The 18,221-nt window shown below is 64.5% G+C and carries 17 protein-coding genes; 10 read left to right on the top strand and 7 right to left on the bottom strand.

The window, feature by feature from the left end; all coding sequences use genetic code 11:
• The first annotated feature begins 618 nt into the window (after positions 1-618).
• The 5 genes from NMQ09_RS19875 (at position 619) to NMQ09_RS19855 (ending at position 8,575) form a co-directional block, all read left to right on the top strand.
• A complete protein-coding gene (locus NMQ09_RS19875; protein WP_255192302.1) occupies positions 619-1,155 on the top strand; it encodes a DUF7344 domain-containing protein in 537 nt (178 codons plus the stop codon).
• Positions 1,156-1,248: 93 nt separating this feature from the next.
• On the top strand, positions 1,249-2,037 hold the full coding sequence (locus tag NMQ09_RS19870) for a hypothetical protein (protein ID WP_255192301.1): 789 nt from the start codon (positions 1,249-1,251) through the stop codon (positions 2,035-2,037).
• 381 nt (positions 2,038-2,418) lie between these two features.
• Positions 2,419-6,168: a DUF7289 family protein gene (locus NMQ09_RS19865; protein ID WP_255192300.1), complete on the top strand. Its 3,750-nt coding sequence runs from the start codon at positions 2,419-2,421 to the stop codon at positions 6,166-6,168.
• A 253-nt stretch (positions 6,169-6,421) separates the two neighbouring features.
• Positions 6,422-6,757 (top strand): EMC6-like membrane protein, encoded by a 336-nt coding sequence (locus NMQ09_RS19860; protein ID WP_255192299.1) that lies wholly within the window; start codon positions 6,422-6,424, stop codon positions 6,755-6,757.
• A 3-nt stretch (positions 6,758-6,760) separates the two neighbouring features.
• Positions 6,761-8,575: a ribosome biogenesis/translation initiation ATPase RLI gene (locus tag NMQ09_RS19855; RefSeq protein WP_255192298.1), complete on the top strand. Its 1,815-nt coding sequence runs from the start codon at positions 6,761-6,763 to the stop codon at positions 8,573-8,575.
• Here the strand turns inward: NMQ09_RS19855 and NMQ09_RS19850 are convergent.
• The 4 genes from NMQ09_RS19850 to NMQ09_RS19835 form a co-directional block, all read right to left on the bottom strand.
• Positions 8,563-8,892, bottom strand: coding sequence for a putative toxin-antitoxin system toxin component, PIN family (locus tag NMQ09_RS19850; protein WP_255192297.1), 330 nt, complete (start codon positions 8,890-8,892; stop codon positions 8,563-8,565). The genes NMQ09_RS19855 and NMQ09_RS19850 overlap by 13 nt on opposite strands.
• Positions 8,889-9,641 carry a hypothetical protein gene (locus NMQ09_RS19845; protein WP_255192296.1) on the bottom strand — a complete coding sequence of 251 codons (753 nt, stop codon included), beginning with the start codon at positions 9,639-9,641 and terminating at the stop codon, positions 8,889-8,891. Before NMQ09_RS19845 ends, NMQ09_RS19850 begins: the two co-directional genes overlap by 4 nt.
• 154 nt (positions 9,642-9,795) lie before the next feature.
• Positions 9,796-10,473: a class I SAM-dependent methyltransferase gene (locus NMQ09_RS19840; protein WP_255192295.1), complete on the bottom strand. Its 678-nt coding sequence runs from the start codon at positions 10,471-10,473 to the stop codon at positions 9,796-9,798.
• 38 nt (positions 10,474-10,511) lie between these two features.
• Positions 10,512-11,033, bottom strand: coding sequence for an archaemetzincin family Zn-dependent metalloprotease (locus NMQ09_RS19835; RefSeq protein ID WP_255192294.1), 522 nt, complete (start codon positions 11,031-11,033; stop codon positions 10,512-10,514).
• A gap of 39 nt (positions 11,034-11,072) precedes the next feature.
• Between NMQ09_RS19835 and NMQ09_RS19830 the strand changes: the two genes are divergently transcribed.
• On the top strand, positions 11,073-11,477 hold the full coding sequence (locus tag NMQ09_RS19830) for a UPF0146 family protein (protein ID WP_255192293.1): 405 nt from the start codon (positions 11,073-11,075) through the stop codon (positions 11,475-11,477).
• A gap of 409 nt (positions 11,478-11,886) precedes the next feature.
• Positions 11,887-12,672: a DUF4397 domain-containing protein gene (locus NMQ09_RS19825; RefSeq protein ID WP_255192292.1), complete on the top strand. Its 786-nt coding sequence runs from the start codon at positions 11,887-11,889 to the stop codon at positions 12,670-12,672.
• 57 nt (positions 12,673-12,729) lie between these two features.
• Here the strand turns inward: NMQ09_RS19825 and NMQ09_RS19820 are convergent, their stop codons facing one another.
• Positions 12,730-14,472: an excinuclease ABC subunit C gene (locus NMQ09_RS19820; protein WP_255192291.1), complete on the bottom strand. Its 1,743-nt coding sequence runs from the start codon at positions 14,470-14,472 to the stop codon at positions 12,730-12,732.
• 89 nt (positions 14,473-14,561) lie between these two features.
• On the opposite strand from NMQ09_RS19820, the gene NMQ09_RS19815 reads away from it, so the two are divergent.
• The 3 genes from NMQ09_RS19815 to NMQ09_RS19805 all read left to right on the top strand — a co-directional run bounded on the left by NMQ09_RS19815 (position 14,562) and on the right by NMQ09_RS19805 (position 16,692).
• Positions 14,562-14,831, top strand: coding sequence for a DUF7967 family protein (locus NMQ09_RS19815; protein ID WP_255192290.1), 270 nt, complete (start codon positions 14,562-14,564; stop codon positions 14,829-14,831).
• A gap of 74 nt (positions 14,832-14,905) precedes the next feature.
• On the top strand, positions 14,906-15,823 hold the full coding sequence (locus NMQ09_RS19810; protein ID WP_255192289.1) for an ABC transporter ATP-binding protein: 918 nt from the start codon (positions 14,906-14,908) through the stop codon (positions 15,821-15,823).
• Positions 15,820-16,692 (top strand): ABC transporter permease subunit, encoded by an 873-nt coding sequence (locus NMQ09_RS19805; protein WP_255192288.1) that lies wholly within the window; start codon positions 15,820-15,822, stop codon positions 16,690-16,692. Before NMQ09_RS19810 ends, NMQ09_RS19805 begins: the two co-directional genes overlap by 4 nt.
• On the opposite strand, the gene NMQ09_RS19800 is transcribed toward NMQ09_RS19805, so the two are convergent.
• Positions 16,689-17,120, bottom strand: coding sequence for a JAB/MPN domain protein-containing protein (locus NMQ09_RS19800; protein WP_255192287.1), 432 nt, complete (start codon positions 17,118-17,120; stop codon positions 16,689-16,691). The two genes, NMQ09_RS19805 and NMQ09_RS19800, sit on opposite strands and share 4 nt — an antisense overlap.
• A 255-nt stretch (positions 17,121-17,375) precedes the next feature.
• Positions 17,376-18,206, bottom strand: coding sequence for an N-acyl homoserine lactonase family protein (locus NMQ09_RS19795; protein ID WP_255192286.1), 831 nt, complete (start codon positions 18,204-18,206; stop codon positions 17,376-17,378).
• Positions 18,207-18,221 lie beyond the last annotated feature (15 nt).

Raw genomic sequence — 18,221 nt, 5'->3', positions numbered from 1 at the left:
CGGCTTCAAGGACGGCCTGAGGTGCCGAAAACGGCGTTCTCGGGCGTTTTGGATTGGGTGACGACACCGACTCACACGGGAAGTCTTCACGTGGTTGATAGTGACTTTCTGCCGCTATCACCGGTGACAGCGACGGCACGTCTGCTCGAGCACTCTTCCCACGAACCGCTCGCTCGAGCACGGCGTCGGTTCCACGGCAGGAGCTCACGATCTCGAACTCGAGCTCGGCGCTACGCTCTTCGAGTCTACCCCTGCGTCGAAAGGAAAGACGATGTGTCGCCCGCTGCCGAACGGTGGTGTGACCAGGTCGCCACCCATCCCCACGGTGCGCGAATCCCGGTTCCCGCTGACCCCGGACCTCGATACACCCTGATCGATAGTAAAAATTCTGGCCGGCCCGTTCGCGTACTAAGGCGTTGTGGCCGGACTCGTCGACACGCGAGGTGGCGTTGGATCTCGAGTCCGGAAATCCATACGCGACACCCGATTTCAAGCGCCGCTTGGTCGCGCTCTGGATGCTGAGTCACGACGCAGGCCAATCTTGAAAGACATATGAGAACTTATGACAGTACAGAACGCTTATCCATCGAGCGCTCGTCAGTTTACGACAGGGGTTCCATGGCGACACAGGCAGACAGCCGGCCGGGTCGCGGAGAAATTTTCGACCTGCTGAGCAATCACCGCCGCCGGTACGCGATCCACTACTGCAAGCGCGAGGACGAGCCCGTCAGCCTCGGCGACCTCGCCGAGCACGTCGCCGCCTGGGAACTCGACAAGGAGGTCGAGGAGCTGACCTCCGCCGAACGCAAACGCGTCTACACCGCGTTACAACAGCAACACCTGCCCACGCTCGAGCGCGCGAACGTGATCGAGTTCGACAACCGGACCGTCGAGCTCACCGACGAGGCAGCCGAACTCGACATCTACCTCGACGTCGTCCCCGCGGACTCGATCCCCTGGGGGCTGTACTATCTGGGCCTGTCGGCGTTCGCGGGGATCGTGTTGGGTGGGCTCTGGCTCGAGTGGATTCCGACTGAGACGGTCCCCGAACTCGGCTGGGCGACGCTCCTGTTCGCGCTGTTCGCGGGCTCGGCGGTCGTCCACGTGCTGCAGAGTCGGCGGATGCGCCTCGGGAAGATGGAGAAACCACCGTAACTCATGTCAAATTGTATGATATTCAAATCCAATGTGCAACGTGGTGTCAAGAGTGTCGGTGAACTTATGCTATTAAAGAACTTTCAATAAACCATGAAGCGTCGGGCATTCATCGGTCTGGGGGCTGCATCAATCGCTGCCGGTGCACTACACAGTACCGGTGCGTTTGATTCGCTCAGTGCCGGGCGTGGGATCGCCGTCAACGCAACTGAAGATGCAAACGGTGCGCTGCTTGGGATCCAGAACGCCGATGATGAAGCCAACGATCCGGTGTTCGAGAACAACACCCCTTTGAATATGAAAGTAGGTCTGAATGCCGATTCTTTCACTCCCTCGGAGTTTGCACTCTCACCTGGCGAGGAACGAACCGTCACCATCGAGTCTGATGGGGGCGTTTCGGACGTTGTCATCACGGCCACGCTGTTTGACGGTGGGACCAGCGACCAGCTATTTGAGGACGGAACGCCGAAAGGCGAAATAACGCTGGTGCGCGATTTTAGCGATAACATTGTATTTGGAATTGATGGTAATATCCGGCCCGTAGGAAACCGGGGCGATAATTCAATCACATTCGACATTGATACGACTGGGGGTAACGAAGCAACTATAGATGGCTATGCCGTCCAAACAAATGTCGAAGATGTATCGTTTGATGAACGTGAGGTCGAATTTGACGGCGGTGATTTACCCGTCACATTTAGTTCTCAAATCGAGGTGACCATTTCTCGATTCAGAGGCCCAGGTGGTGGCGGTAGCCGTCCATCTAATATCATCATCGAAAATCAAGATTTTGTCCCAGTGACTGACGCGGATATCGTCGTTACCCTTGAATTAGCCGAGCGTGATAATGTTGATTTAGGCATCCAAGCAACTTTCGACTGAGGCCAGCGTTCTGACTCAAGTTGGTCAGTTGTACGCACGTTACCTCACTCTGACCATTTACACTCTGTCGACGCTCGAGAACTCGTCACTGTCGGTGACCACGGGTTCGCTGGAGAGCGTCCCGACACGGCGATCGTCGCGTGTCCGCGAAACCGACAACCGCCGTGTTTCACTCGAGATCGCCCTCGCTCAGTCTCTGCTGTGCGATCACGGTTAGTGCGGGAACCACCCTCTCACGTCGTCGTCGATTCTCCCGATTCCAGCGTCATAGAGAACTGAGACGTTTGATCAATGGACCGTAGTATCTGATTCAAGCTCTCCTTGGCCATGGTCGGTATCTATTGGTTATATATAGGGTGCGTTTGACTTGAGCACTGATAGATGAGCGCCGAATGGAACTCTAACCGCAATTCGACTAGCGATCGTGGGCTCACCCCACAGGTCGGGTTCGTCTTGCTCACCGGGCTAGCGATCCTGGGAGCGATCTTGCTTCTGGTTACCGGAGCAGCGATCCTCGATGCGCTCGGTTCGAACATCGACAGAGAGCAGGCACACAACTACATGGGGCAGACCGACCACGTGATCTGGACGGCGGCGGCCTCGAGCGACGGCTACGCGCTCCCGGACGACGACGCCTCGGTCACGGACGACGGGACGATCGAGATCGTCTGGTTCAACGCCACCGACGGGGATCCCGATTACAGCGGGTCGTGTCACGTGCACGGCACTCTGGGGGCAATCGAGTACGAGCTCGAGGATCGAACGATCGCCCACCAGGGCGGCGGCATCTGGGAGCGGACCGACGACACGACGACGGTGTACTCTGAGCCGAACATCGGCTACGAGAACGAGACGCTCCAGCTCCACGTCATGGCGCTCGAAGAGGAGCCGTCGGCTGCTGGCGATCGAATCGCGAAAGCCAACCACAGCAGGGCGACGGCGCTGACCGACGAGATCTACGCCGCCGCTACCGACACCGATTGTGGGAACGCGACCGACGTCGCGTTCAGGATCGAGAGCTCCTATCACGAAGGCTGGGAACGTTACCTGCGATCTGAGTTCGGTGACGACAACGTCGACGCGTACGACGAGTTCGTGGAAGTGAGGCTCATGGGCGTTAAAGACCCGTTCGAGACGGCGACGCTCATCGTCGAAGCAGACAACGGGATCTCGACCCCGTCAGGACTGGACCACCCTCACCGCCTCGACGATAGCCCACGGGACGGGTTTAACATCAATGCAGTGATAAACAACACTGGTGATGGGCCAGCGACGCAGGACGTCACGGTAACGATCTCCGACGAGAGTGGACCGATTCTGGAGCTTCCAGAGCCGTACGAGATTACTGTTCAACCCGGTGAACCGAAATCAATCGGTCACCCCGAGTTGCGATTTACTTACGGTCAGTACAAGGACACACTCCAGGTCGGCAACGTCTACGAGTACACCATCGAGACGGAAGATCACCAGTCTGGTCCGGGCTCGTTCTACTACGGGAAAGCAGACTCACACTTCGAGCTGTCGGACGACGACGTCGAGACGTCGGTGGATGGCGACGACGTGACGATCACCGCGACGGTCACGAACCTCGGGATCGAGGACGGTGACCGGAACGTCACCCTCGAGTTCGACGATCCGCCGCTCGAGGGCATCAGTGCGACTCAGTACCTGACGCTCGACTACGGTGCGGAGGGAACGGTCGAGTGGACGGTGAACGCGAGTGCGTTGCCGGAGGGCGACCACAGCTTCACGGTCGACACAGGGGATGCCGTCGCGAGCGGAACCGTCGAGGGGACGGGAACCGGTGGCTGGCACGGCTTCCTGATCGTCGAGGACCGTGGCGTCGGCGGCGAACAGCTCGTCACCGCCGAGGACGGGCCGTTCACGCTCGAGGTCGACGTCCTGAGCACGTACCCCGATTCGGAGAGCCAGGACGTCGAGCTGGCGATTTCGGAGGCGGGGATCGAGACGGACCAGACAGTGACGCTCGGATTCAACGAGAGCGAGTCGGTCGCGTTCGACTTAGAGCCCGAGGACTTCGAGGTCGGGTCGGTGTACGAGTACAACGTGACGACGGCCGAACACGGCGTGAGTGGTTCGTTCTACGTCGGCAGCTCAGGCTCGACGTTCGAGTTCGCCGACGGCGTCGACGTCGAGCCGTCGGCCGATGATGACGACGTGTCGATCAGCGCGGCCGTGCGAAACGTCGGCGTCGAGGAGGGGAGTCAGAACGTGACGCTCTCGTTCGACGAGTTCGACGCCGAAACGACCGAGTGGCTCACTCTCGACCGGGGTGCCGACGGGACGGTTGCGTGGACGATGAACCAGAGCGCCCTGCCGCTCGGGGAGAACGAGTTCACGATCTCGACCGAGAACGATGCCGTGAGCGGTTCGGTCGAGGGGCTGGCAACTGGAGACCAGGAGGGCTTTTTCGTCACCGAGGACCGGGGCACCGGAACCGACCAGCTCGTGACGCTCGACGACGGATCGTTTGAACTCGAAGCCGAGGTGATGAACGCGTACCTCACCGAAGAGAGTCAGGACGTCAGCCTGGCGATTCCAGACGCCGGAATCGAGAGCGATCGCGAAACGACGCTCGAGAGCGGCGAGCGGACGGCGGTGACGTTCGACTTAGCGCCCGACGACTTCGAGGCCGGGTCGGTGTACGAGTACGAGCTCTCGACCGACGATCACGCGGTGACCGGCTCGTTCTACGCCGGCAAGCCAGGCACCTACTTCGACCTCTCGAACCCGAACGCGACGGTCGACGGAAACGTCACGATCGCCGCCGACCTGCAGAACGTCGGCGTCGAAACCGGAGACCAGGAGGTGTTCCTCGCACTCGAGTACCTCGAGGAGATGCCAGAGGAGGTAGACGAGGACATCTACGGCGAGCTCGGCTCGAAGGTCGTGAACCGGTCCTACGGGACTGAGGCGCCCGTCGAGTTCGAGCTGAACGGTAGTGCACTCCTCGACGGCCCCTACGAGACGACGATCTACACGGAGAACGAACACGAGGGTGAGACTCAACTCGAGAGCGTCTCGACGACGTTCGACGTTACGGCTGGTGTCGATCCAGGCCGAGTTGGGCTGGGTGAGATCGAGGACGCGAACGTGACCGTCGACGTGCTCGGATCGCAGGTTTCCAGCACTCAGGGACACGTTGCGCCGATGACGTTAGACGTCGTGACGAACGACGAAACGGAACACTCGTTCCAGAACCCAAACGGCGGCAACAACATCAACATCGGGCCGACCTGGCAGGACAAGAGCGACGATAGTTACACCTACGAGTTCACCGTCGACGAAGAAACCGAGCTCACCTTGCGAAATTCGAGATATTGGATCTGTGACAGTCAGTATACGCACAGCAGTGAGTTACCACATTACACGGGTGAGTCGATCTGGTTCAGCTGGTGTGATAACGTGCCCGGTACTCCGGTGTTTGGACCGATCGACGCCTCACAGGACCAGAATCTACAGAACGTCCGGGTTCGCAGCGCCGAGAACAACACGATCCCGGCACTCCCCGCGGGAACGGATCACCAGTTGAGCGCAACGGAAGTACTCGCAAACCACGGACTGATCGAAGAAGGAGAGGACGAACTCGACCTCGGCCCGGGCGAGTTCGTGTTCCTCATCGAGAACACGATCGACTGTAGCGATGTCGGCTGTGACGAGGACGATATCGACGCGCTCTGGAACGACGCGATCGATGCCTACGAGGGCAATCCCGGGGAAACGTACGACCCGAACTTCAACGACCTGATTGTCTACGTCGAGGTCGAACGGGCGGGCGTGACGCCGAACACTCCGAGTATTACCATCACGCCCGGCGTTGGAAACGAGACGCAGGTCGACCCAGGTGAGGGCGACGACGTCGGGGGGATCGGTGCGGTCGACCCCGGATTCGACGGGAGCGCGGACCCAGGCGAGAGCCCCTCCGTCGGTGCCGGAGAGGGTGCCGATCCTGGCGACGGCGGCGGTGCCGTCGACCTCGACGGAAGCGCGGACGCAGGGGATGGCCCGCCCGTCGGACCCGGTGACCCGGACAGTGGCTCCGGCGATTCGGGCGTGGATCTCGACGACATCGGTGTCGATGTCGATGCCGATCACGTCGTGATCGGGTAGTCCACGACGCCGAGTCTTTTCAGCGAGGTGTAGGTATAGTAGCCACTGAACGTCAGTGCACACCTGCTCGCGATTCAGCGGCCAGTGCTGGCGAGATTCCGCCGGTACTGGCCGCTCCACTGCGAGCAGTGTGTACCCCGTTTCAGTTGTTACTATCGTCACGGGCAACGTGGGCAGGAGTCACGTCTCACGACTCCTCGAGCCCCCACCCGAACCCGAACCCCTTTTCACCCCCGACGACAGAGTTCGAGCTATGTCGACGGAATCGATCAGCGACCGGGGCGAACACGTCCGCTCGATCGGCGTGACGGCCTTCGCCGCCCTGCTGGGTGTCGCGGCGGCGTTTCTCTCCCTGATCGTCACGGGCGAGCCGGCCACGCTCGAGGAGGCGTCCGCAGCCGCGACCGACCAGCGGGCGTACCTCATCGTGCTCGGGGCGATCGTCGTCCAGTTCCCGCTGATCAACCTCGCGGGAATCTACGAGGAAGACGAGTTCGGGTTCAAACACTACCTCTTCATCACGTTCATGACGTTCTCGATCTGGTTCGTGGTGTGGGGGATCCTGCTCACGACGCAGGCGACAGCGTAACCCATGGCCGAAGACAGCATCGCCGTCGTCGATCTGGATCGCTGTCAGCCGGATCGATGCAGCTACGAGTGCAAGAACTACTGCCCGCCGAATCGGACGGGCAAAGAGTGCATCACCCTGCGTGGCGAGGAGACCGAAGAGGGCCAACCCGACCAGGTGCGCATCTCCGAGGAGATCTGTCTGGGCGAGAAGTGTGGCATTTGCGTCGAGAAGTGCCCCTTCGACGCCATCGAGATCATCAACCTCCCGCAGGAACTCACCGAGGAACCCGCCCACCGCTACGGCGAGAACGCCTTCTCGCTGTACGGCCTGCCCGCCCCCCAGGACGGCCAGGTGACGGGTATTCTGGGACCGAACGGCATCGGGAAGACGACGGCCGTCCGGATCCTCGCGGGCGAACTCGAGCCCAACCTCGGGCGCTACGGCGACCCGCCGGAGTGGGACGAGGTGCTCGAGGCCTATCGTGGCACCGAGTTGCAGGACTACCTGGTCGCCGTCCGCGACGGCGACGTGACGGTCGCGCGCAAGCCCCAGTACGTCGATCAGATTCCGAACCAGTTCGACGGCAATACCCGTGAACTGCTCGAGCAGACGGACGAACGCGGCGCCTTAGAGTCGTTGGTCGAGCGGCTCTCGCTCGGCCCCGTGATGGAGCAGTCGATCGATGACCTCTCCGGCGGCGAACTCCAGCGGGTGGCGCTCGCGGCGACGCTCGCCCGCGAGACGGACTTTTACTTCTTAGACGAGATCACGCCCTACCTCGACATCGGCCAGCGAGTGACGGCGGCGCGGCTCATCCGCGAACTCGCCGAGGAAGCGGGCAAGTCGATGCTCGTGGTCGAACACGACCTGGCGATCCTCGACTTGCTCGCCGACACGCTCCACGTCGCCTACGGTGAGCCCGGCGCCTACGGTGTCGTCACGACGCCCAAATCGGTGCGCAACGGGATCAACGAGTACCTTGCGGGCTACCTCGAGAACGAGAACATGCGGATCCGGCCGAACCCGATCGAGTTCGAAGAACACGCGCCGCGGTCGGTGGGGGCCGCCGACACGCTCGTCGAGTACCCCGATCTCACGAAGAGTTACGGCGAGGGCGAGTTCTCTCTCGAGGTCGACGGCGGGGAGATCCGCCGGAACGAGGTGCTGGGGATCGTCGGCCCGAACGGGATCGGGAAGTCGACGTTCGCGAAGCTGTTGACTGGCGCACTCGAACCCGACGAGGGCGACGCCGACCTCGACCTCCGGATCTCGTATAAACCCCAGTACGTCACTATCGACCAGCACATGCGCGTCGACGCCTTTCTGGCGTCGATCACCGACCAGTTCGGCTCCTCCTACTGGAACACCGAGATCGCCAAACCGCTCCAGCTCGAGCGGATCATGGAGCAGAACCTCGCCGACCTCTCCGGCGGTGAGCGCCAGCGGGTGGCCATCGCGGCCTGTCTTTCTGACTCCGCGGACCTCTACTTGCTCGACGAGCCCTCGGCCCACCTCGACGTCGAACAGCGCGTGCAGGCGACGAGCGCCATCCGCCGCTACGCCGAACAGCAGGGGGCGACGGTGCTCGTGATCGACCACGACATCTACATGATGGACCTGCTCGCGGATCGGCTGATGGTCTTTGACGGCGAGCCCGCCGTCCACGGTCGTGCCGGCACACCCCAGTCTATGCGCGAGGGCATGAACGATTTCTTGGCGAACCTCGAGGTCACCTTCCGCCGGGACGAGCGGACCTCCCGGCCGCGGATCAACAAACCCGACTCCCAGCTCGACCGCGAGCAGCGCCGGCAGGGCGAGTACTACTACGCGCCCTGATTGGCTTCGCCATCGGCTGTGTTTTCGCGCGGTGCCCACTTCTCGAGGACGGTGTTCGGATCGACGATGTCGATACCCTCGTACTGCTCGAGACGGAGGAGGTGATCGTCGCCGCTCACGATGACGTCGGCGGCTCCGGCGACGGCAGCTTCGAGGAAGGTGTCGTCGTCGGGATCGTCAGCGACGTCGACGGTACGGTCAGGGGTGACGAGCGTCGATGAATCGAACACGAGATGGTAGAACGCGGTTCGTTCCGAATCGGTGAACGGAAGGTGGTCGTACGCGAGGACGCCAGATGGCTCTCGATTCGCCGTCATCGTCCCTCGGCGGCGAGCGCGTACAGACCGAGCAACGCGAGCAAGAACCCCGGCAGCGCGTAGCCGACGGCAGCGGGTGAGAGTACGAGCCCGCCCGTCGCGCCCACGATCGCTCCGGCGACGGCCACGAGGACGCCGAGGAGGACCAGCCCGATGGCGGCCGTCTCGAGCGAGCCCTCGTCGTCGTCGGTCCGATCCGGTCGCTCGAGCGGGTCGACCAGCCGCCACTCGGGGCCGTGTCGGTCCTCGAGGCGGAACCGATCGCTGAGTGTGGCGAGGGCCACCTCGCCCGTGGCGCGGACGAGGGTCGTCCACCAGTCGGCTGGCTCCTCGTCGGCCGTCGGACCGGCGTCGGTCCGCACGAGGTAGATGGACTCGCCGAGCAGGTGGTCGATCGAGGCCGCGTCGTAGCCGACGTCCTCGACGATCCGCGCCAAGAGGAACTCCCGGGACCACGGGATCGGCTTCTCGAGTGTGAACGAGACCGTCTCCTCGTGCGGGAGGGTCACCTCGAGTCGGACGGTCGTCGCGTCGAGCGACGTCAGGTCGGTGACCCGGCCCTCGACGTAGCCCTCGGGCGTGGTCAGGAGGTCGATACGGCCGAGTTCGTCGCCGAGGCTGCGGTCGGACGAACCGGCGCGTCCGTCAGCCGAACGGTCAGTCGGCGTGTCGTCGTCACTGGCACGTTCGTCGCCCGGCTCGACTTCGATCTCGATCTCCCGTTCGGCGTCGGTCCCTGGGTCAGTCACGTCACACCTCCGTGGCGGATCAACACGTCGTGTCGGTGTTGTGCACGAACGGTGTTAAGCCGCTCGCCGGGGATCGACCTGACTCGAGTTGGGGCAGACCAGTCCTTCGAGGATGGCGGGGCTGGTTCGACACCGATGGTGGTGGTCCACGGCGTCAGTCTGTGCGAGCACGGAGGACGGCGAACAGGCCGTCGCCGTGGCCGTCGCGGACGTCGTCCTCGAGCGCGTTGGCCGCCGCGGCTGGTTCGCCGACCTCGAGTTCGGCCGGGTCGTCGAACACCGTTTGCCAGCGCCCGTCCACCGTGAAGCCGGCCGTCTCGAGCGCGTCGACGACCTCCGTGACGGAGTGGAACGTGGCGTCCGCGTAAAACGGGCTCTCCGCCTTGTGCGCCTGGTAGACTCGGCCCAGCGGACTCTCGCGATCGAGCGCCCCGACCACGAGCGTCCCGTCGGGGCGGAGGACGCGACGGCACTCCTCGAGCGTCGCCTCGAGGTCGTCGACGAAACACAGCGTGGTCGCGAGGAGGACGAGGTCGAGGACGTCGTCGGCGATCGGGAGGAACTCGGCAACGCCACGGACGGGTGCGACGCCGCGCTCGCGGGCGTACTCGAGCGGGTTGCGCGCGGGATCGATTCCGACGGGTATCCCGAGCGGAGCGGCGAAGCGGCCGGTCCCGACGCCGAGTTCGACGGCGCGGCTCGGATCGATAGACTCGCGCGCTGGGAGCGCACGCTCGAGTGCGGTGCGTTCGGCGCGGTAGGCGCCGGCGTGGTCGTCGTACCAGGCGTCGTACTCGTCGGTGCGGGTTTCGAACGGGGAGGTGGTGGGCATGCGTGAGACACCGGGGGTGGAGGACAGGGCGGTCGCCGTCAGTCGAGCAGTCGCTGGCAGCTTCCACAGAGGTTCTCTTCTTTGATGTCGACTTCGCGGACGGTCGGCGAGAAGTTCATTACACAGCGCTGGTTGTCACAGTGCTCGAGGCCGTAGGTGTGGCCGATCTCGTGGACGATCTCTTTTCGAACGCGGTCCTGGAAGATCTCGCTTGCACTTTTGTTCGAGAAGCCGCCGTCAGAAGAGGTCTGGAGCCGGTACGTCGAGACGACGCTGCCGCTGCCGTCGAGGTAGGCGAGTCCGAAGACGTAGTTTCGGCGGCGGTAGAAGAGGTCGTTGGGGGTGATCGCGATGTTCTTGTCGCCGCGGCCGACGCGTTCGGCCAGCTGGATGAAGTTCTCGGCGCAGTACTGGTTTCGACCGGCGTCGTAGGCACCGCTGGGGATCGACTGAGTGTCGTTGATCGTGACCTCGCAGTCGTAGACCGATCGCAACGCCGAGGAGGCCTCGCGCTTGACTTCCGCGGGGACGGTGCCGACCGGCACGATGTCGACGAGCATGACAACGTCTATGAGAGCCGAGAGCATAAACGTCCCGCAGTGACGCGCTTTCGTCGATCGCTCGAGGCGACGATCGAGTACCTCTTGGGCTACGACCACGTCCTCGAAGTCGGCATCGGCCGTCGGACGGGTGTGGCGAGCGGACTCGTCGAACGAGGGGGTACCGTTACGGCGACCGACGTGTATCCGCGCGACGTCCCAGCGGGCGTCCGATTCGTCGAGGACGACGTGGTCGACCCCGACCTCGCCGTCTACGAGGATGCGGACGTTCTCTTCGCGCGCAACCTGCCGCCCGAACTCCATCGTCCCGTCCGTGACGTCGCCCGGCAGGTCGACGCCGACTGCTGTTTTACCACCCTCGGTGGCGACCAGCCCGCCGTCCCGGTGAAACGGGTGACGATCCCCGGAGACACGCTGTACGTCGCTCGAGCCAGCCGACGATAACTGCCTGTCGCGGCGTGACGGGCCGAGACCGACGATAACTGCCGGCGCGGCGCGACGGGCCGACCGAGTACGCGACGCAGGCGACCTGCCTCCTCGAGCGGGGCGATCGCCGGTTCGTCGATTCTCCCCGACGTCGTCGGTCCAGTGTACCGGCGACGGGATCGGGAGGACGCTGCTCGTGGGAGACGTCACCAGTGAGCCATCACCGGTGAGCTATTCGCCGTGGAACATATGGCACAGCGGGACACTCTCTGGGGAACCGAGTGGCGAAGATCGCGATCTGCCAGCTGTGTCGCGGTAGAGGCTATCTCGATGGGTTCTGGATCGGTAGCCAGTCGGTCAGGTCGGGCCGACGCTTGCCGATGCAAGTGGTACCACTATCCGTTCGATCGTCGTTCGTGACAACGCAATGACTGGAAAAGACGGCATCACTCGACGACGAGTCGTGGCAATCGGCGGCGGTCTCGTACTACTCGGCGGTCTCGGCGGCACCGGAACGGCGTCAGAACACGACGAGGAAGAGACGGACGAGGGAGCCGACGACGACTACCCGACGGAGTCTCGGGCGCGTGCTGCACACCTCTCGCCCGACGCGCCGGACGTCGACGTCTACGTCGACGGCGACCTCGTCCTCGAGGACGCCACGTACCCGTCGGTCAGCGATTACGTCGACCTCGAGCCGGGGACGCCCACCGTCTCGATCGTTCCCGCGGGACAGGACGTAGACCAGGCAGTGGTCGAGGAGACCATCGACGTCACCGACGAGGAGTATCCCGACGGTGACTACACCGTCGCGGCGATCGGGGAGGTCGCAGCCGAGAACCAGCCCCTCCAGGCGCTGGTGCTCGAGGACGACAACAGCCCCACCGAGCCGGGGGCGGCTCGAGTGCGGGCCGTGCACGCGTCACCCGACGCGCCGGCGGTGGACGTCGTCGTCGAGGAGACCGGAGACGCCCTGTTCGAGGACGTCGCGTTCGGCGAATTCGGATACGTAGACGTACCCGAGGGTGAGTACACGCTCCTCATTTACCCGGCCGGCGACCGAACCGAGGCAGTCTTCGAGGTGGACGTCTCGCCCGCCGCCGGGACCGTCTACTCGGCGTTCGCCGTCGGCTACCTCACGCCGGAGGAGGCCCCGGCCGACGAGCCCCTCGACGTTATTCTCACGGAGGACGCCGCTCCGGGAGAGGCGTAGGCGTCCCGGACGAGCCGTGGTTCGAGGTCGACGTGTCGCTTCGGCGCGGAGCCGCGATCACAGCCGGGACTTGATCGTCTCGGCCGTTTTCGGCCCCACGCCCGAGACGCTCGTCAGGTCCTCGAGGCTCGCCTGCCGGACGTTTTCGACGCTGCCAAAGCGCCCGAGCAGTCGCTTTCGCGTCTCGGGGCCGATTCCGGGAACGTCGTCGAGCACCGTCGACACCTCGTCGCGAACCGTCTGGTGGTACTGCACGGCGAAACGGTGGGCCTCGTCGCGCACCCGCTGGAGGAGGTGTAAGTGTGGCGCGTCCCGCGGCCACGCGAACTCCCGGTCGGGCGTGATCACCCGCTCTTCGGCCTTCGCGAGCGCGACGGCGGGGACGTCCCAGCCGACTTCTTCGAGCGCGCAGAGCGCCGCCTCGAGCTGGCCGCTCCCGCCGTCGATCAGGAGCAGGTCGGGGTCGGGACGGTCGTCCCGGCCCTCGACCGCCCGGCGAGCGCGCCACTCGAGCAGCGCCCGCATGTTGGCGTAGTCGTCGTTTCGGTCCTCGAGTTTCTTCCGGCGGTAGTGGGCCGTCTCGGCGGCGCCGTCGACGAACGTCACGTCGCTTCCCACCGCCGCCTTCCCCTGGGCGTGGCTCACGTCGAAGCCCTCGATCCGCCGGGCCGAGTCGAGGCCGAGCGCGTCGGCGAGCATCCCGCACTCGTCGCGGCGGCCGACGTTCCGCCGGGCGTTTTTGAGCGCGAGGTCGACGAGTTTGGCCTCCCGGCCCGCGCCGGGGACGCGGACGGCGACGCCCTCGGCCTCGAGCCAGGCGCCGACTTCGGCGTCGCCGTGGCGTTCGGGCAGGAGGAGGGCGTCCGGCAGGTCGCGCTCGGCGTAGTACTGGACGACGAACGCCGCGAGGACGGCGGGGATCTCGTCCCCTCGCTCGCCCGTCCGCGGCGCCTCGAGCGTGTGTCGATCCCGCTCGACCAGCTTGCCACCCTCCGCGCGCAGGCGGGCGACCGTCGCGTCCTCGCCCTCGAGTGCGACGCCGAGGACGTCGACCGTCCGTTCGTCGCCGACCGACTGGACCGCCTCGCCTCCCTCGCCGTGGAACGCCTCGACGGCCTCGAGTCGATCCCGGAGGTTCGCCGCGCGTTCGAAGTTCTGCTCCTGAGCGGCCGCCTCCATCCGCCGCCGCAGCGGATCGGCGAGGATCCCGGTTTCGCCCTCGAAGAACCGCTTCACGCTCTCGGCGTCCTCGCGGTAGGACTCGAGGTCGATCTCCCGGGTGCAGGGGGCGGTACAGAGCCCCATCTCGTAGTCCAGACACGGCCGGTCGCGCCCGGCGTACTTGTGATCCGAGCAGCCTCGGACGCCGTACGTTTCCCGGAGGGCCTTCACGACCGTCTGGACCCGCCCCTTGTTCGTGAACGGGCCGTAGACGGTCGCCGCCTCGTTCGGATCGCGGGTGACCTCGATCCGCGGCGCCTCGTGGTCGGTGAGCTGGACCATCGGGTACGATTTGTCGTCTTTCAGCCGGACGTTGTAGCGGGGCTGATGGCGCTTGATCAGGTTCGCCTCGAGCAACAGCGCCTGCGTCTCAGTGTCGGTGACGGCGATCTCGAGGCCGTCGGCGCGCTCGACCATCCGACGGATGCGCGCGCCCCGTGGGTCGGCGTACGACCGCACCCGGCTCCGGAGGTCGACCGCCTTACCGACGTAGAGCGTCGTCCCCTCGGCCTGGAACTGGTAGACGCCCGGCTCGCGCGGCAGCTCGCTCGCGCGTTCGCGGACCGCGTCGGCGTTCATCGTGCCCCCGTAGTGAGTCGACGGCTTTGAGCCTGACGTCGGGCGACGGCTGGCGGTAGACTCACCGGTCTGGAGGCACAACCGCGAGTATGAGCGAGTCGACCGTCCGATGCTGGCTCGTCGAACGCTCCTTCGACGACCGCAACCTGCTGACGCTGGTTTACGCGACTCCCGATGGGTGCCGTTTTCAGCGACGCGAGCGATCCGCGGCGGCGCTGCGAAACGGGCCGCCGGTGACCGCCGCGGTCGAGATCGAGGCGGACGCTCTCGAGTCCGTCACCGACGAGGAGACCCGCGAGCGGTACGCTGCGGAAGCCGCCCGGACCGCCGAGCGGTACGCGCCCGACGGACCGATCTGAACGTGGTGTGAGACTCAGTCACGAGGGTGGGAAAGTGATGAACACTTATTGGAGGGCGTCGTGAGCACACATCCATGGTAGCGATAGCGGTCGACGGGCTGACCAAGCGGTACGGCTCGACGCTCGCGCTCGAGGAGCTCTCCTTTACGGTTCAGGAGGGGGAAGTGTTCGGATTCCTGGGCCCGAACGGCGCGGGGAAGTCGACGACGATCAACGTCCTGCTCGACTTCGTCCGGCCGACGGCGGGCGAGGCGCGGGTCCTCGGTCTCGACGCTCAGGCCGCGAGTCGCGAGATCCGCCAGCGAACCGGGGTCCTCCCCGAGGGCTACGAGACCTACGGCCGCCTGACCGGTCGCCAGCACCTCGAGTTCGCCATCGCATCGAAAGGCGCCGACGACGACCCCCAGGCGCTGCTCGAGCGGGTCGACCTCGCCGAGGCCGCCGACCGCAAGACCGGCGGCTACTCGAAGGGGATGGCCCAGCGGCTCCTGCTCGCGATGGCGCTCGTCGGCGAGCCCGACCTGCTGATCCTCGACGAGCCCTCGACGGGGCTCGACCCCAACGGCGCCCGCGAGATGCGCGAGATCGTCCGCGAGGAGAACGCCCGCGGCGCGACGGTCTTCTTCTCGAGTCACGTCCTCGGCCAGGTCGAAGCCGTCTGCGACCGGGTCGGCATCCTCCGGGAAGGGCAGATGGTCGCCGTCGACACCGTCTCCGGACTGCGCGACTCCGTCGGCGGTGGCACCACCCTCCGCGTGACCGTCGACCGGCTCGAGGAGGACGCCGTCGCCGCCGTCGAGGCGCTCCCCGACGTCGGCGCCGTGACGGTCGAGGACGGCGCCGAACCCACGATCGCCGTCACCGGCGACGGCTCGAAGACCGACGTCATCCACGAACTCGAAGCGTACGGCCTCGAGGTCCGGGACTTCGCCACCGAGGAGGCGTCGCTCGACGAGGTGTTCCACGCCTACACGGCGGAGGTCAGCGCATGAGTGCAGCGGACCTCGATCTCGGTAGCGTCGTTGCGATCGCCAAGAAGGACTTCCAGGACGCCGCCCGATCGAAGGTGCTGTGGCTCGTGACGACCGTCTTCGTCGCCTTCCTCGGCGGGATGGCGTTTCTGTTCGCCTGGCTCGACGACGTCCTCGCCCAGCAGGGCGAAGAGATCACCGCGATCAGCCTGATCTTCTTCCTGCAGAGCCCCGTCGCGATCGTCATCCCGTTGATCGGCCTGCTTGTCGGCTACAAGGCGCTCGCCGGCGAGGTCTCGACCGGGAGCGCGAAGATCCTGCTCTCGTTGCCTCACTCGAGGCTCGACGCTGTCCTCGGCAAGCTCGTCGGTCGGACGCTCGTCCTGTGGACGTCGTTTTTCGTCGGTCTCCTCGTCGCGCTGGTCGTCATCGTCGCGATGTACGACGAGTTCCACCTGGGTCAGCTCGTCGTCTTCACCGTCTTCTCGCTGCTGTTTGGCACCATCTTCGTTTCCCTCGGGGTCGCGATTTCGGCGGCGACGACCTCCACGACCAAAGCCGCCGCGGCCGTCGTTTTCGTTTTCTTCTTTTTCTTCTTCGTCTTCGACTCGATCCGGACGGTCGCCTACTACCTGCTTACGGGTGAGGTGTTCCCCTTCGAGGACGCTCCACACTGGTACCTCTTTTACCCCCGTCTCAGCCCAAGCGGGGCGTACGAGGCCGCACTCGTCGGCTTTCTCCCCAGCGGGGAGATCCCCGCCGGCGCCCTCTACCCGGAAGGAACCGAGGCGTTTTACTTCTCCCGCTGGCTCACGCTCGCGATTTTGCTCGCCTGGATCGTCGTGCCGATCGCCCTCGGCTCCCTGCGGTTCGAGCGACTCGACCTCTAGAAGCCGTCCTCCGAGAGAGACTCTGTCGGCGGTTCGGCGTCGATGATCTCGAGTGGCTGGCGCTCGCCGAGTCGGTCGAACGCGGCGAACGCATCCCCGTCCGTGCTCCACGGGGGGACGGCGACGAAGACGATCTGGGCGAGATCGTCGCGCTGGGTCACCTCGAGTTCGCCGACGGGGTGGGAGACGAACCGACCCTGCGTCTGGCGGTTGGGCGTCGAGAGGTCGACGCCGAAGACGGCGGTCACCGACTTCCCCACGTCGGGGAGAAAGAAGTCCGTAAAGACCGGCGTCTCCGGTGGAATCCCCCCGGCTCCCCGGAGGTCGCCGGCAGGAGTGACCGAGAGGCCGGTCGTCACCGGCTCGGGATCGGCGTCGCTCGCCAGATCGAGCAGGACGTCGACGAGCCCGCGCGTAACGTATACCACGGTGAGCTATACCGCCTGGAGAGGTATAGTGTTGTCCCGGATCGGGTGGCGTCGTCTCCTGGATTCTGCACTCACACAGGGTGTCACAGAAGGGTTCTCAAACGGGTGATTTCGACTGAGGAGTCGATGGGTAGTGTGTTCGGTGAAGTACCTCGGGGGTAAGTGGTTCGAGACGCTCCGGAACTCATCATCGAGCGAAACCTTCGGTTTCGCGAACATCGCGAAGCTTCGCTCACCCTCGGAAAGTGAGCTATCTCAGAGCTCTCCAGGTACGACGTCAGGATCGTGGTTGGCAAGGACGGCGAGACAGTCGTCACGCTGGGAGAACGCAGCCACCCACCGGAGGGCTGCCCGGGCCTCGTCGTCGTCGTCAGTAACCCCTGGCAGAACGTCTTCGGTCCAGGCGCTTGTGGCGTAGCCAACATCGCTTGCGAGGAGGATCCAGCCGGCTCCGGTGTGAACGAGGACGGACAGTTGACCAGCACTGTGTCCTGGCGTGGATACGAGGTAGACGCGTCCGTCACCGAAAAGGTCGAGCCCCTCGTTGTCCGGACCGAACGGGATGTCCTCGAGGCTGAAGGGGTCGATATCCACTCCATCCCACATCGACGGGATGTATCGAAACTGCCCTCTCGCGTCCCACTCGGGCTTGCTAACGATGATGTTCGATGCCTTCTCGACATGCCCGACACCGCTCACGTGGTCCGAATCGAGGTGAGTGAGAATAACGTAGGTTAGGTCACTGGCTTCGATGTTCATCGCGGCCAGTTGTTCGTGTATTGCCTCACCTGCTGGTAACCGTCCCGTGAGCATCGTTGCGGGAAGGAATCCAAGGTGACTCCGTTGATTCGTCCGCATATCCGTATGCCAGCCTGTATCGACGAGAACGAGACCATCTGGATGGTCGATAAGATATGCCGACACCGGAACCCAGCGCTTCTTCGACGTTGGCCGAAGCCACCCGGTGTAGGGTATCGGGTGCCAGGATTGCTCTCGGAACGCGAGCGAACGGTCGATGTACACCGACCCGGTATGAAAGACATGGACGCTGATCGGTTCTGACCCGCTACTCGATGGAGTCTCCATCCGTGACGTATCGTT

The organism is Natronobeatus ordinarius, assembly GCF_024362485.1.
Taxonomy (GTDB): Archaea; Halobacteriota; Halobacteria; order Halobacteriales; family Natrialbaceae; genus Natronobeatus; species Natronobeatus ordinarius.
This window is presented reverse-complemented; position numbering and strand designations above follow the sequence as displayed.